The organism is Phenylobacterium sp. LjRoot219 (assembly GCF_964252995.1).
Classification (GTDB): domain Bacteria; phylum Pseudomonadota; class Alphaproteobacteria; order Caulobacterales; family Caulobacteraceae; genus Phenylobacterium.
The window spans coordinates 1,657,510-1,672,165 of record NZ_CAXUQI020000001.1; the positions used below are offsets into that span (position 1 = coordinate 1,657,510).

Below are 14,656 nucleotides of genomic sequence, written 5' to 3' on the forward strand. Positions count from 1 at the left end.
AACGTCGCGCTTCGCCCGAGGCGGGAAAACTTCGCCTTAGGCGGGCGCCAGGGAAATTGCAGGATCGCCGCCGTCCGCCTAGGCTGGACGCAGGGATTCTCTCATCGACTCGGCGGTCAGCTCAAATGTCCGACTCTTCGCAAGAACCGACGATGGAGGAGATTCTCGCCTCCATCCGGCGAATCATCTCCGAAGACGACGCGCCGGCGGCTTCGCCGGCCGCTGCGGCCCCGCCTGCCGAGGAGCCGGCGCCCGCGCGCAGCGCCGCGTCCGACGACCTGCCGATCCCCGACGACGACGAGTTCGCCTCGGCCGTCAGCTCTGCCGACTATGGCGACGACGCTGACGAGCTGGAACTGACCGACAAGGTCGAGAGCCACGGCGACCTCGACATCTACTCGGCGAGCGCCGCCGCCGCCGAGACGGGCGTCTCGGCCGAGGCGCTCGGCGGGCTGGTCAGCGCCCCGGCCGCCGCCGCCGCCGCCGCCGCCTTCGGCCGCCTTAGCGGCAACATGGCCATGCCGGCGCCCGGCCGGACGCTGGAAGACGTGGTCCGCGAACTGCTCAAGCCTCTGCTGCAGCAGTGGCTGGACGAGAACCTGCCGAGCATCGTGCAGCGCTCGGTCGACGCCGAAGTCACCCGCATCGCCCGCGGCGGCTAACTAATCCTCTCCCCGCAAGCGGGGAGAGGGCAGGGTGAGGGGCGGCGCGGCGACGGCCGCCGCCGCCGCCGATGGCGCAGCCAGGATCCTCGCCCCACCGTTTTAGCGCGAAAATTCCGCGTCCCCCTCATCGCGCCTCTGCCCTCTCGCTGCGCGAGAGGCAGAGGAATTGTCTTCTGGCCTTTCGCGCGACCGAGCGGGAAGGTAAGGACCGCTCAACTCGCCATGCTTGAAAAAACCTTCGACCCCAAGACCGCCGAGCCGCGCCTTTACGCGGCGTGGGAAGCTTCGGGCGCGTTCGCGCCGATCGACGATCCGGCCGCCGAGCCGTTTTCGATCGTCATTCCGCCGCCGAACGTCACCGGCTCGCTGCACATCGGCCACGCGCTGAACAACACGCTGCAGGACGTGCTGATCCGTTTCGAGCGGATGCGCGGCAAGGCGGCGCTGTGGCTGCCGGGCACCGACCACGCGGGCATCGCCACCCAGATGGTGGTCGAGCGCAAGCTCGCCCAGGAAGGCAATGTCGGCCGCCGCGACATGGGCCGCGAGGCCTTCGTCGCCAAGGTCTGGGAATGGAAGGCCGAATCCGGCGGCCAGATCGTCAACCAGCTGCGCCGGCTGGGCGCCTCGTGCGACTGGAGCCGTGAGCGCTTCACCCTCGACGAGGGGCTGTCGGCCGCCGTGCGCAAGGTGTTCGTCACCCTGCACAAGGAAGGGCTGATCTACCGCGACAAGCGGCTGGTGAACTGGGACCCGCACTTCCAGACCGCGATCTCCGACCTCGAGGTCGAGCAGCGCGATATGGACGGCCAGTTCTGGCACTTCGCCTATCCGCTGGAGGATGGCTCCGGCGAGATCGTCGTGGCCACCACCCGTCCGGAGACCATGCTGGGCGACACCGCCGTCGCCGTGCACCCCGACGACGAGCGCTACAAGGACCTGGTCGGCAAGAACGTCCGTCTGCCGATCGTCGGCCGGCTGATCCCGATCGTCGCCGACGAGTACGCCGACCCCGAGAAGGGCTCGGGCGCGGTGAAGATCACCCCGGCGCACGACTTCAACGACTTCCAGGTCGGCAAGCGTCACAGCCTGCCGATGATCAACATCCTGGACGACTTCGGCCGGCTGAACGACGAGGTTCCGGAGGCCTACCGCGGCCTCGACCGCTTCGTCGCGCGCAAGAAGGTGGTCGAGGAGTTCGAGGCGCTCGAGCTGCTGCGCGGCGTCGAGAAGATCAAGAACACCGTGCCGCACGGCGACCGCTCCGGCGTCGTCGTCGAGCCCTACCTGACCGACCAGTGGTTCGTGAACGCCGAGTTCCTGGCGCGCGACGCGATCAAGGCGGTCGAGCAGGACGACACCGTCTTCGTCCCCAAGCACTGGGAGAAGACCTACTTCGAGTGGATGCGGAACATCCAGCCCTGGACGATCTCGCGCCAGCTCTGGTGGGGTCACCGCATCCCGGCCTGGTTCGGTCCGGACGGCGCCGTCTTCGTCGAAGAGACCGAAGAGGAAGCCAAGGCCAAGGCGCGCGAGCACTACGGCCGCGACGAGCCGCTGCGCCAGGACGAGGACGTCCTCGACACTTGGTTCTCCTCGGCGCTGTGGCCGTTCTCGACGCTCGGCTGGCCGGAGCAGACGTCCGACCTGGCGCGGTTCTATCCGACCCACACCCTGATCACCGGCTTCGACATCATCTTCTTCTGGGTCGCCCGGATGATGATGCAGGGCCTGCACTTCATGGGCGAGGTCCCGTTCAAGCGGGTCTTCATCAACGCCCTGGTGCGCGACGCTTCGGGCGCGAAGATGTCGAAGTCCAAGGGCAACGTGATGGACCCGCTGGAGCTGGTCGACGAGTTCGGCGCCGACGCGCTGCGCTTCACCATGACGGCCATGTCCGGCGCGGCCCGCGACATCAAGCTGTCGAAGCCGCGGATCGAGGGCTACCGCAACTTCGGCACCAAGCTGTGGAACGCCACCCGCTTCACCCAAATGAACGGCTGCGCCCGGGCGGAGGGATTTGATCCCGCCGAGGTGAAGGCGCCGCTGAACCGCTGGATCGTCGGCGAGACGGTGCGCACCGCCAAGACGGTGACCACGGCGCTCAGCGACTGCGGCTTCGACGAGGCCGCCAACGGCCTCTACCGCTTCATCTGGAACGTCTACTGCGACTGGTACGTCGAGCTCGCCAAGCCGGTCCTGAACGGCGCGGACGCGGCGGCCAAGGCCGAGACCCAGGCGACCGCCGCCTGGGCGCTGGACGTCATTCTCAAGATGCTGCACCCGGTGATGCCCTTCCTCACCGAGGAACTGTGGGCGCAGACCGCCGACCTCGGCGCGGCGCGTTCGCACGATGGCTTCCTGATGACCGCGCGCTGGCCGGAGCTGCCGGACAGCCTGATCGACCCGGCGGCGGATGCGGAAATCGGCCTGATCATCGACGCCATCTCCGAGGGCCGCTCGGTGCGCCAGGAGCTGAACGTGCCGCCGTCGGCGCGGCCGCCGCTGCTGGTGCTCGAGGCTTCCGACGCCCAGCGCCGGGTGCTGGAAGCGAGCGCGCCGCTGATCGCCCAGCTGCTGCGGGTCGCCGAAGTGAACTTCGTCGACCACGCCCCGCCGGGCTCGATTCCGTACGTCGTGGCCGGCGCGACGCTGGCGTTGCCGGTGGCCGAGTTCATCGACCTGGCGGCCGAGCGAGCGCGGCTGTCGAAGGAGGTCGCCAACCTGACCGCCGACGCCGACAAGATCGCCAAGAAGCTGGGCAACGCGGACTTTGTCGTCCGCGCACCGGAAGAGGTGGTCGAGGAGAACCGCGAGCGGCTCGCCGAGGCGCAGACCGCCAAGGCCAAGCTCGAAGCGGCGCTCAAGCGGCTGGGCGAGGCCGGCTAGGACCGGCGGCGTGGCCCGCAAGCGCGCCGACGTCCTGCTGGTGGAGCGCGGGCTGTTCGAGAGCCGCGCCAAGGCGCGCGCGGCGATCGAGGCCGGCGGGGTGAGCGTCGACGGCCGGGTGCTGGCCAAGGCCGCCGAGCCGATCGACGAGGCGGCCGAGATCCACGCCGTGCCGGCGCACCCTTACGTCGGCCGCGGGGCGCTGAAGCTGGCCCATGCGCTGGCGCTCTGGCCGGTGGCGGTCGCCGATCGCATCGTGCTCGACGTCGGCGCTTCGACCGGCGGCTTCACCGAGGTCTGCCTGGCGCACGGCGCGGCGCGGGTCTTCGCCGTTGATGTCGGTCGAGGCCAGCTGCACCCGAAGTTGGCGGCCGACCTGCGGGTGGTCAGCCTGGAGGGGACCGATGCCCGGGGGCTGAGCCCGGAGCTGATCCCCGAGCCGCCGCAACTCGTCGTCACCGACGTCAGCTTCATCAGCCTGGAAAAGGCGCTGCCGGCGGCGCTGGCGCTGGCCGTTACGGCGGCGGACCTGGTCGCCCTGGTCAAGCCGCAGTTCGAGGTCGGCCCTGAGCGGGTGGGGAAGGGCGGCCTGGTCAAGGACGAGGAGGCTCGCCTGGCGGCGCTGGAGGGCGTGGCGGCCTTCCTGGAGGCCTCCGGCTGGACGGTCCAGGCCCGCACCGACAGCCCGATCGAGGGCGGCGACGGCAACCGCGAATTCCTGCTCTGGGCGCGGAAGCTTTGATCCTCTCCCCCCGCGAAGCGAGAGGGGAGAGGGCAGGGTGAGGGGTGGCTCGGCGTTGCGGCCCGCCCACCCGACCCGCGCCCCGCGGGCGGGGAGAGGGCAAAAGAAATGGCCGCCCGCGAGGCGGGCGGCCAGGTGATGCTCGAGCTTCTTCTGGATGGCTTAGTCGACGACCTGGTAGCGGCCGGAGCTGTCCTGGCAGACCCGCACGAAGCGCTTCTGCGTACGGCCGTCGGGCAGGTAGATCGGGCTCTCGGCCAGGGTGCAGCCGTCCGGGCCGCCCTGCTCGCGCTCGGCGATGCGGAAGCGCTCGCCGCGGCGGCCGTAGGCCCATTGGTCGTCGTCTTCATGGTCGTAGTAGGCCGGGGCGGGCGGCGGCGGCGGCGGGGCCGCCTCGTAATAGGCCCGCGGCGGCGGCGGCGGCGGCGGAGCCGCGCCGTAGGTCTGCCCCGGAGCGCAGGCGGCGGACTTGTTGCCGACCACGGCGCCTAGGCCCGCGCCCAGAACGCCGCCCAGCACCGAGCCGTCGGTGCGGTGACCGCGGGCGGCCATCTGCGAGCCCACCGTCGCGCCGATGCCGGCGCCCAGCAGGCCGCCGACCACGCTGCGGTTGGCCTGCGAGCGGCGGCACGGATCGTAGTAGCTGTCGTTGTAGCCCGAGCCCTGGTAGCCGTAGGGCTGGGCCGCGGCCACCTGCGGCGTGGCCGCCGCGCCCAGCGCCACGACGCCTGCGACGACGGCGAGCGCCCCCCGAACGGTGGCGGACGGTTTGGACATCGGATCCCCTCTGACGTATGTCGGACGGCCTTGGTGGCCGGTACGCTTGGACTATCGGTCAAGCTAGCTGAACGGCCGTTGAGCAAGCCGTTCATCTTCGTTCATTTCGGGGCGGCTTTCGGGCCTGCCGCGCCGACGCCGCGCCTCAGGTCTTAAGGGAATTTCGTTCAATGCGCCGTCCGCGTCCCGCGCCCCGGCCGAAACCGCAAGGCCCGCCGGTCGAGCTGCTGATCGACCACGTCGGCGGCGACGGCGACGGCGTCGCCCAAGGTCCGGTCTTCGTGCCGTTCGCCCTGCCGGGCGAGCGGGTGCTGGCCGCCGGCGCCGGCGAGCGGCGCGAGCTGATCGAGCTGCTGGCCGCGAGCGAGCAGCGCGTGGAGCCGCCGTGCCCGCACTTCTTCGCCTGCGGCGGCTGCGCCCTGCAGCATTGGGCGCACGAACCCTACCTCGCCTGGAAGGTGGAGCGGCTGCGCGCCACCCTGGCCCGCGAGCGTCTGGAGACCGAGATCCTGCCGGCTTTCGGCGCCCTGCCGGCGACCCGTCGCCGGGTCGCCCTGCACGCGCGCAAGGGCAACCGCGAGGCCGCCCGGCTCGGCTACAAGATCCGCAAGTCCTGGGATCTGGTCGACATCGACGTCTGCCCGATCTCGGATCCGAAGATCCAGGCCGCCCTCCCGCATTTGAAACGCCTGGCCGCGCCGCTGTTCGAGCACGCCAAGTCCGCGCCGACGCTGCACGTGACGCTGTCCGACACCGGGCTCGACATCGACATCAGCGGCGTCGAGCGCAAGAGCGGCGGGCTGTCCGCGGACGCCCGGATGGTCCTGGCCGAGCGTGCGGCGGCGGCCGACTTCGCCCGCGTCACCCTGGACGGCGAGATGGCCTACGGCGCCCGCATGCCGCAGGTCCGGCTGGGCCCGGCGGTGGTGCGCCTGCCGCCCGGCGCCTTCCTGCAGGCCACCGCTTGCGCGGAAGAGGCGATGGCCGCCTTCGTCGTCGAGGCGGCGGCCGGGGCGACCCGCATCGCCGACCTCTACTGCGGGGTCGGCACTTTCACCTTCCGCCTCGCCGAGATCGCGCCGGTCTACGCCGCCGACTCCGCCCCTCCGGCGGTGCAGGCGTTGAGCGCGGCGCTGGCGAGCGCGCCGGGCCTGAAGGGCGTCACCGCCGAAGCCCGCGACCTGGTCCGCCGGCCGATGCTGGCCGAGGAGCTGAAGAAGGTCGATGTCGCTGTGTTCGACCCGCCGCGGGCCGGCGCAGCGGAGCAGACCGCCGAGCTGGCGCGCTCGAAGGTGTCGCGGGTGATCGCCGTCTCCTGCAACCCGGCGACCTTCGTGCGCGACGCGCGCCGGCTGGTCGACGCCGGCTTCACGCTGGAGCGGCTGATGCCGGTCGACCAGTTCCTCTGGTCGTCGCACGTCGAGCTGGCGGCGGTGTTCTCGCGATAGCGCGTCACAGCGGACGGTTGATCGCCGTCCTGGGTGCGGGTTCCTACCAATGGCGTTCTGACGGGCGTTGCGCATGCTGCGGCCTCCGTTCGACGCCAGCTCGGAAGGCGCGCCCATGCCCTCTGGCCCATCCCGCGTGTCGCAGCTTTCCCGGCGCGACGCGCTCGGCGCGGCGCTCCTGCTGCCCCTGGCGGTCTCCGGCTGCGCGTCGCCGTCGCGCAAGAAGGCGGTGCCTTCGCAGCTGACGGCCCGGGCTCAGCCGGCGGTGCCCGACGTCCGCTTCTTCCCCGAGCGCGACCCGCTGCCGTTCATGCGCGAAATGCTGCTGTCCTACGATCGGGAGAGGGCCGCACTCGGCCACAACGGCCCGCTGCCGCCCGCAGCCTATCTCACCGTCTCCGGCGGCGGCGGCGACGGGGCCTATGGCGCCGGCCTGCTCTGCGGCTGGACCGAGGCGCGCACCCGGCCGGTGTTCAAACTGGTCACCGGCATCAGCACCGGCGCCCTCATCGCGCCGTTCGCCTTTGCAGGTGCGAAGTACGACCCCGTCCTGCTGCACACCTATACCGAGGTGACGGACAAGGACATTTTCAAGAAGCGGAACTTTACTGCAGCGCTGTTCAAGGACGCCATGGCCAACACGAGGCCGATGGGGCATCTCGTCGAACAGAATATCACCCGGGAATTGCTTGACGATATTGCGGCTGAATTCGCCAAAGGCCGGCTGATGTTCATCGGCACCACCAATCTCGACTCCCGAGAGCCGGTTTACTGGAACATGGGGGCGCTCGCGAGCAGTAAGGATCCGGCGGCGCTGGAGCTGTTCCACAAGATCACCCTGGCGTCCGCCGCCATTCCCGGCGCCTTTCCGCCGGTGATGATCGACGTGACGGTCGACGGTCAGTCGTACCAGGAGATGCACGTCGACGGCGGCGCGACGCGGCAGGTCTTCCTCTATCCGCGACGGGTACATCTCGCCGAGTTCACGCGTCAGCGCGGCGACGCGCGTCAGCGGACGCTCTACATCATCCGCAATTCGCGGCTGGACCCGGAATGGGCGAGCGTCGATCGCCGGGTGCTGACGATCGCCAACCGCGCGGTCTCCTCGCTGATCCAGACCCAGGGGATGGGCGACCTCGACCGGATCTACATGACCGCCACCCGCGACGGCATCGACTACAACCTCGCCTTCATTCCCAAGGAGTTCAACACGCCGAAGAAGAGCGAGTTCGACACCGCCTACATGAAGCAGCTGTTCGAGTACGGCCGGCGGCAGGCCGCGGGCGGCTACCCCTGGGCGAAGTATCCTCCAGGCTATTCCCCCGACGACGAGGTGGCGGCGCCATGATCACCCAGCCCGGCGTGTGAGGCGGCGCGATGCCGACGCCCTCGCACCTTTGGGTCTTCCCCCTCTGGTTCATCTGCCTGGCGTTTTCGACCTTGCTGCTGGTTACGCATGAACTCGGCGTGCGGTGGCGCCGGTACGTCAATCGCAAGGAGGGGGCGATCGAGGAGCTCGGCGGCAACTATCTCGGATCGAGCCTCGGCCTGCTCGCGCTCTTGGTCGGCTTCAGCTTCGGGATGGCGGTGGATCGCTACAACACCCGCCGCAATCTGGTGAGCGAGGAGGCCAATGCGATCAGCACCACCTTTCGTCGGGTGCAGGCCCTCGACGAACCCGACCGGAGCCGGCTCACCCTTAGCTTGTTGCCCTACGCCGAGGCGCGGGAAGCGTTCTCGCTCGCCAAGACAGCGAAGGATCTCCGGGAGACGGAGGCGCGCACGGACGAGCGGGAGGCCGAGTTCTGGGCGACGGTTTCCAGCGTGACGAGCAAGGACCCGCCGGCGCGGGCCGTGCTCGACGCCGCCAACGCCATGTTCAACACCGCGGCGACGCGCCGGGCGGCGGTGGAGGCGGTGATCCCGCGGGTGATCCTGGGCGCCTTGCTGCTCTATGCGCTGATCGCGTCGGTGCTGATGGGCTACAGCCATCCGCCGAGTCGACGGTCGCTGCCGGTGTCGGTCATTCAGTTCGTCCTGCTGTCGCTGGCCTTCGGCATGATCATCGACCTGGACCGGCCGCGGACCGGCTTCGCGACTGTGGATCAGCATCCGGTGACGCGCGCTGTCGCCGTCATCCGCAACACCGCAGAGACTGCCGCCGCGCCGGCGCCGGTGCGCCTGCCGCCATGATCAGTCCAAGCGTGGCATTCCATCGCTGAGCGCGCGCCCCATATGGGCTGGATGATCCCGCTTTCCGTTCTCGATCTGTCGCCGGTCGTCGAAGGCTCCGACGTCGGCGCGGCGCTGCGCAATTCCATCGACCTGGCGCGCCACGCCGAGCGCCTCGGTTTCCACCGCTACTGGCTGGCCGAGCACCACAACATGCCGGGGATCGCCAGCGCCGCCACCGCGCTGGTGATCGGCCAGGTGGCTGCGGCGACCTCGACGATCCGCGTCGGCTCCGGCGGCATCATGCTGCCGAACCATGCGCCGCTGGTGATCGCCGAGCAGTTCGGCACGCTGGAGGCGCTGTTCCCCGGGCGCGTCGATCTCGCCGTCGGCCGCGCGCCGGGCACCGACCAGATGACCGCCCGGGCGCTGCGCCGCACCTTGGCCGGGGACGTCGACCGCTTCCCGCAGGACGTGGTCGAGCTGATCCACTACCTGCAGCCCTCCAAGCCCGGCCAACTGGTCCAGGCCGTGCCGGGGGAGGGCAGTCGCGTTCCGGTCTGGATCCTCGGCTCCAGCCTGTTCGGCGCCCAGCTGGCGGCGATGCTGGGCCTGCCGTACGGCTTCGCCTCGCACTTCGCCCCGGCACAGATGGCCGAGGCCATCGCCCTCTATCGCGCCAGGTTCGAGCCGTCGGAGCATCTGGCCGCGCCCTATGTGATGCTCGGCCTCAACCTCGTGGCGGCGGAGACCGACGACGAGGCGCGCCGGCTGTTCACCTCGATCGAGCAGGCGTTCCTCAACCTGCGCACCGGCCGGCCCGGCCGGCTGCCGCCGCCGGTCGACGCGGTCCCGGAGGCGGCGATGATGCGCGACGGCCCGCTGGCCAGCGCTGTGGTCGGAGCGCCGCAAACCGTGCGCGACGGCCTGGCCGAGTTCATCGCCCGCTACCAGCCGGACGAGGTGATCGTCACTTCGCAGATCTACGACCACGCCCAGCGGGTGCGTTCTTACGAGATCCTCGCCGACGTGCGGGCGGAACTGGCGCGGGCGGCCTGACTTCACCCAGCTGTCATCCCGGAAGCCGCGCAGCGGCTGTCCGGGATCCAAGCACACGGCGGGGCAATTCCGGCAGCGGCGCCTCCGCGATTGACCGTCGGTCGCCGTGTTCTTGGATCCCGGTCTTCGCTTCGCGAAACCGGGATGACAGGCTAGGTATGTTCTTGATATGTTCTGGTCATGTCGCACCCGCTGAAAGCCGGCCCCGTCCCGCGTGGCCGCGGCGCGCGTTCCAACCGCTCCGGGCGGTTCGAGGCGTTTGAGCGCGAGAGCTTCGACGACGGCTGGGATCTGGAGGGCGAGGAGCCGGCGCAGATCGCCACGACCGTGCAGCCGATGAAGTCGCGCACCATCATCGCGCGCAACACCAGCCCCGACGTCGGCTTCGACCGCTCGATCAACCCCTACCGTGGCTGCAGCCACGGCTGCATCTACTGCTACGCCCGGCCGGCGCACGCCTACCTCGGCCTGTCGCCCGGGCTCGATTTCGAGTCCCGGCTGTTCTTCAAGCCCGAGGCCGGCAAGCTGCTGGCCGCCGAGCTGTCGCGGAAGGGCTACAAGCCCGGCGTCATCCACATCGGCGGCGACACCGACCCCTATCAGCCGGACGAGAAGCGGCTGGGCGTCACCCGCGAGGTGCTCGAGACGCTGCAGCAATTCCGCCATCCATTCTCGATCATCACCAAGTCGGCGCTGATCCTGCGCGACCTCGACCTGCTGGGCGAGATGGGACGGGCCGGGCTGGCGCGGGCGGCGGTGTCGATCACCAGCCTCGACCGCAAGCTGGCGCGCAGCATGGAGCCGCGCGCGGCGACGCCGGAGCGCCGGCTCGAGGCGGTGCGCCGGCTGAGCGAGGCCGGCGTGCCGACCGTGGTGATGTTCGCCCCGTCGATCCCCGGGCTGAACGACCACGAGATGGAGGCGGTGCTGCAGCGGTCGGCTGAGGCCGGCGCGGTCGGCGCCGGCTATGTCGCCCTGCGCCTGCCGCTGGAGATCAAGGAGCTGTTCGAGGAATGGCTGGCGACCGACCATCCCGACCGGGCGGCGCGGGTGATGTCGCTGGTCCGGCAGATGCGCGGCGGCGCGGCCTATCAGTCGGCCTGGGGCAAGCGGATGACCGGCGAGGGACCGGTCGCCGAGGCCATGCGCCAGCGGTTCAAGCTCGCCAAGCGGCGCTTCGGCCTGGACCAGCCGCTGCCGCCGCTGGACCTTGGCCAGTTCGCGCCGCCGCGGCCGGACAGCGCGCAACTGCAGCTGTTCTGAGCGGTCAGTGGCTCGTGCGGGTGCAGAGCACGTCGGCCAGGTAGTTGATGCGGTTCACGGTCTCCTGGGCGTAGTGCGCCGCGCCGCGCCAGCCGCGCGAGGCGCAGAAGCGGCGGGCGCTGTCGGCGGCGCAGGCCGCCGCGCCCGACGCGCAGGAGGCGACCCGACCGCCGCGCTCGGCGGGCGCCGGGAAGAACTCCGCCGCCATGCCGCGTAGCGAGGCGCCGGCGGCCGGCGGTCTTGGCGGCTGCACCTGCGGGGCGACCGGCCGGGCCGAAGCCACGGTCCAGCGGATGTTGCCCTGGTCGGTGCTGACCGTGTTGCACGGCCCGCGGAAGTTGGCTCTGGAGCAGGCTTCCCAGGTTCCGCGCCCGGTGATCCGCGCGCTGCGCACGACGAACGGGATGGTCAGCACGTTGCGCGCCTCGTTCACCGAGCGGCTCTGCCCTTTGAAGCCGATGTCGGCGTAGAAGGTGATCTCTCCGGGCGCCGGCTGGGCCAGGGCGCCCGCCGGCGCGCCGAGCGCGGTGCAGGCCAGGGCCGCCACGACAATTCCTGCCGTCGGGCGCATCGGCTTTCCTCCCAGCATTGCTGAAGCCTGGTGCGGAAGCGCACAGCCGCGCTCGGCGTTCCGCCGACGGCTTGCCGTCGGCGCTGGAACCCGCTCTACCAGCCGCATGCTGTCCGTCGTCGTCACCCGGGGGAACCCGGCCAAGCTCGCAGGCCTGCTCGCCATGCTCACCGAGGCGGCGGTCGAGGGGGTGGTGCGCGACGTGATCCTGGTCGGCGGCGAGGATCCCGAACTGCTCGAGGCGCTGTGCGGGGCCACCGGGGCCAAGGCGGCGGCCGATCTCGCCAGTGCGGCGGCCAGCGCGCGCAGCGACTGGCTGCTGGTGGTCCCGCCGGACCTGCGGCTGAAGGACGGCTGGGTCGATCGGCTGAACGATCACCTGCGCGAAGGCGTCCGCGAGGCGCGGCTCCGGGGCTTGAGCGAAGGCTTCCTGCGCCGCGCGCCCGAGGGCGTGCTGATCAGCCGCGCGAAGTTTCTCGCGGCCTCAGCGCAGGGTGGGACGCAGCAGCAATTCGCCCGAAAATTGGGTCCCGGCGCGCGTCGGCTGGGCTAGGTCGAGGCGGGCGTCGACGAGCGACGCGCCGCCGGCCAGGGCGTCGAGGCTCGGGGTCTCCTCGCCGAACATGGTCTTGTAGGTCCAGTAGCCGGCCAGCACCCGCTGGACGTAGTTGCGGGTCTCGAACGGCGGCAGGGATTCCAGCAGCAGCAGCGGGTCGGCGGCCTCCGGGCCCAGCGCCTGCACCGTCCGCTGCACCATGCCCGGACCGCCGTTGTAGGCGGCGACCACTCGCAGCAGGTCGTAGCCGACGCCCCGCTCCATCAGCCAGGTGAGGTAGTCCTGGCCGACCCGCAGGTTGAAGGCCGGGTCGTACAGCGGCCGCATGTCCCACTTGAGCTTGTCGTCGCCGGCGGCGCGCACAGCGGCGTCGCGGGTCAGCTGCATCAGCCCGACCGCGCCCTTGTGGGACACGGCCGTCGGATCGAAGCGGCTCTCCTGGCGGACGATCGCGTAGACCAGCGCCTTGTCGAGGCTGAAGCCGTCCTTCGGCTCGAGCGGCGGCAGCGGGTAGTCCTCGCTGGCGACGGCCAGGGCCGGGGCGGCGAAATTCAGCGGCGTGCCGAGCGCCAGCGCCAGCGCGGCCCAGGACTGCTGCTCCTGGGCGCCGCGCGCGAAGGCGTGGCCGACCCGCAGCTCGTTCACCGCCGCCTGCAGTCGGCCGATCTGCGCCAGGGCGCAGGCGCGGTGGGCGCGCGCGTCGCGCGCGACCAGGGCGGTGAGGTCCGGGCTGGCCGCGGCGGCCGGCGCGAAGCTGGCCAGCTGCAACTGCGCCCGAGGCGGCGCTTCGGCGCGGAGCGCCCGCTGGGCGCGCAGTTGCCGCACGGCGATCATGCCGTAGAAGGTCTGCGGCGCGCTGGCGGCGAGCCGGAGCTGGTCGATCGCCTCAGTGGTCTGGCCGAGCGCGCCGGCGGCGCGGGCGCTCCAGAAGGCCGCGGCCGAGCGCACCCAGGCGTCTTCGTCCTCGTCGTGGGCGAGGTCGCGCAGGGCGTTCAGGGCCTGGTCGTAGGCCCGCAGCCGATAGGCGGCGAGGCCGATGATCCAGCGGTCGTTGGCGCGCGAGGCCAGTTTCAGGGCGCGCTCCGGGTCGCCGGAGTAATAGGCGTCGCGGGCGCGGCGCGACCCGTCGGAAAGCGGGGCGGCGGCGCTGCGGGCGGGCGTCAGGCCGGCCACCGTCGGCATCGGCGGATCGATCGCCCCCGGCGGCTTGCGGCGCACCGCGAGGCCGAAGATCCGCTCCGCCAGCGGCAGTTCGCGGAACTTCACCAGCCAGCCGTTCAGCTCCTCGAAGCTGGCCTTGTGCGCCGTGGGATGCATCAGCTGGTCGTAGGCCAGGTAGCCGACCAGCGAACGGTCCTGCAGCTCCGTCGTCTGCATCTGGGCGTCGATGAAGTCGCCGCGGGCCGAGGCGGCGAAGGCGGCGGTGTAGCGGGCGGCGTCGGCTTGTGAGAGCGGCGCGGGGGCGTTCGCGGCGGCTGCGGCCTGGGTCAGCCCCATCGCGCAGACGAGAGCTGCGGTGGCGCACAGGAGTCGCTTCGCAAGTCGCATGAACTCTGCGCGCCCCCCGACTCGAAGCGCGTCCCTTGCCTCAGCAAAGGCGGAGCTTAGCCCGGATTCCTTACCGGCTATAGCATCGCTTGATGGTTTATTGTCGCGGTTAGGCCGGGCGCTCCGGCCGGTCCAGCCGCTCGGTGAGGGTCATCAGGTCGACCCAGGCGCGCTTCTTCGCCGCAGGCTGGCGCAGCAGGAAGGCCGGATGCAGCGTCGGCATAGCCGGCAGTTCGAGGTCGCCGGTGCTGGAGCGCCATTCGAACCAGCGGCCGCGCAGCGACAGGATGCCGTCGTCCTTCTTCAGCAGCGACTTGGCCGAGGAGGCGCCGACCAGCAGCAGCATCTTCGGCTGCACCAGGGCGATCGCGCGTTCGACGAACGGCTGGCAGACCAGCTGCTCGGCCGGAGTCGGCGAGCGGTTGCCCGGCGCGCGCCAGAAGACGCTGTTGGTGATGAACACCCGGTCGGTCAGCCCGGCGGCGGCCAGCATCCGGTCGAGCAGCTGGCCGGCGCGGCCGACGAACGGAGCGCCTTGCGCGTCCTCGTCGGGGCCCGGGGCCTCGCCGATCACCATCAGCGGCGCATCGGCCCGGCCGCGGGAGAACACCGCCTGGCGCGCCGCGCCTTCGAAGCGCAGCGGGCAGCCTTCGAACTTGGCGATCGCCTCGGCCAATTGGGCGAGGTCCTGGGCCTCGGCCGCGGCGGCCTGGGCCTGGGCCATGACGGCGCCTATATCAGGCTGACCGGGACGGGTCGTCGCGGCGACGACGACCGGTTTGCGGGTCGGCGGCGGCGGCGGGACGAACTTGCCGGCTTCGATCCGGTCGATCGGCGCGTCCAGCAGCATGGCGTCGACGCCTCCGTCGGCCCAGAAGGCCAACAGGCTTTCGAGCGCCGGATCGGGCAGGGCGGACTGGGTTGGGTTCATCTGGGGCCTGGAAATGCGCAGCTGGCCGGGGTTCG

Annotated in this window: 13 protein-coding genes; 9 read left to right on the forward strand and 4 right to left on the reverse strand. The window is 71.0% G+C overall.

Translation table 11 applies throughout. The features are described from left to right. Positions 1–152 precede the first annotated feature (152 nt). From ACSQ14_RS08205 to ACSQ14_RS08215, 3 genes are all read left to right on the forward strand, one after another. Positions 153–662: a DUF2497 domain-containing protein gene (locus ACSQ14_RS08205; RefSeq protein ID WP_436011528.1), complete on the forward strand. Its 510-nt coding sequence runs from the start codon at positions 153–155 to the stop codon at positions 660–662. 225 nt (positions 663–887) lie between these two features. Beyond that, positions 888–3,554: a valine--tRNA ligase gene (locus tag ACSQ14_RS08210; protein WP_436011530.1), complete on the forward strand. Its 2,667-nt coding sequence runs from the start codon at positions 888–890 to the stop codon at positions 3,552–3,554. A 10-nt stretch (positions 3,555–3,564) separates the two neighbouring features. After that, positions 3,565–4,296, forward strand: a complete 732-nt coding sequence (locus ACSQ14_RS08215; protein WP_436011532.1) for a TlyA family RNA methyltransferase — start codon at positions 3,565–3,567, stop codon at positions 4,294–4,296. Between the two features lie 162 nt (positions 4,297–4,458). On the opposite strand, the gene ACSQ14_RS08220 is transcribed toward ACSQ14_RS08215, so the two are convergent. Next, a complete protein-coding gene (locus ACSQ14_RS08220; RefSeq protein ID WP_436011534.1) occupies positions 4,459–5,073 on the reverse strand; it encodes a glycine zipper 2TM domain-containing protein in 615 nt (204 codons plus the stop codon). A 170-nt stretch (positions 5,074–5,243) separates the two neighbouring features. On the opposite strand from ACSQ14_RS08220, the gene ACSQ14_RS08225 reads away from it, so the two are divergent. The 5 genes from ACSQ14_RS08225 (at position 5,244) to ACSQ14_RS08245 (ending at position 11,015) form a co-directional block, all read left to right on the forward strand. After that, the gene (locus ACSQ14_RS08225; RefSeq protein ID WP_436011536.1) at positions 5,244–6,521 is read left to right on the forward strand and encodes a class I SAM-dependent RNA methyltransferase; all 1,278 of its coding nucleotides are present in this window, start codon (positions 5,244–5,246) and stop codon (positions 6,519–6,521) included. Between the two features lie 136 nt (positions 6,522–6,657). Continuing rightward, the gene (locus tag ACSQ14_RS08230) at positions 6,658–7,869 is read left to right on the forward strand and encodes a patatin-like phospholipase family protein (protein WP_436011538.1); all 1,212 of its coding nucleotides are present in this window, start codon (positions 6,658–6,660) and stop codon (positions 7,867–7,869) included. Between the two features lie 29 nt (positions 7,870–7,898). After that, the gene (locus ACSQ14_RS08235; RefSeq protein WP_436011540.1) at positions 7,899–8,714 is read left to right on the forward strand and encodes a hypothetical protein; all 816 of its coding nucleotides are present in this window, start codon (positions 7,899–7,901) and stop codon (positions 8,712–8,714) included. A 51-nt stretch (positions 8,715–8,765) separates the two neighbouring features. Continuing rightward, positions 8,766–9,752, forward strand: a complete 987-nt coding sequence (locus tag ACSQ14_RS08240; RefSeq protein ID WP_436011542.1) for an LLM class flavin-dependent oxidoreductase — start codon at positions 8,766–8,768, stop codon at positions 9,750–9,752. A 180-nt stretch (positions 9,753–9,932) separates the two neighbouring features. Next, positions 9,933–11,015, forward strand: coding sequence for a PA0069 family radical SAM protein (locus ACSQ14_RS08245; RefSeq protein ID WP_436011544.1), 1,083 nt, complete (start codon positions 9,933–9,935; stop codon positions 11,013–11,015). A 4-nt stretch (positions 11,016–11,019) separates the two neighbouring features. On the opposite strand, the gene ACSQ14_RS08250 is transcribed toward ACSQ14_RS08245, so the two are convergent. Continuing rightward, entirely contained in the window at positions 11,020–11,586 is a 567-nt protein-coding gene (locus tag ACSQ14_RS08250) for a hypothetical protein (RefSeq protein ID WP_436011546.1), read from the reverse strand. Between the two features lie 106 nt (positions 11,587–11,692). On the opposite strand from ACSQ14_RS08250, the gene ACSQ14_RS08255 reads away from it, so the two are divergent. Beyond that, positions 11,693–12,139 carry a hypothetical protein gene (locus ACSQ14_RS08255; protein WP_436011548.1) on the forward strand — a complete coding sequence of 149 codons (447 nt, stop codon included), beginning with the start codon at positions 11,693–11,695 and terminating at the stop codon, positions 12,137–12,139. Here the strand turns inward: ACSQ14_RS08255 and ACSQ14_RS08260 are convergent. Continuing rightward, positions 12,071–13,690 (reverse strand): transglycosylase SLT domain-containing protein, encoded by a 1,620-nt coding sequence (locus ACSQ14_RS08260; RefSeq protein ID WP_436011550.1) that lies wholly within the window; start codon positions 13,688–13,690, stop codon positions 12,071–12,073. The genes ACSQ14_RS08255 and ACSQ14_RS08260 overlap by 69 nt on opposite strands. Before the next feature lie 109 nt (positions 13,691–13,799). Next, positions 13,800–14,621 (reverse strand): uracil-DNA glycosylase, encoded by an 822-nt coding sequence (locus ACSQ14_RS08265; RefSeq protein WP_436011552.1) that lies wholly within the window; start codon positions 14,619–14,621, stop codon positions 13,800–13,802. Between the last annotated feature and the right edge of the window lie 35 nt (positions 14,622–14,656).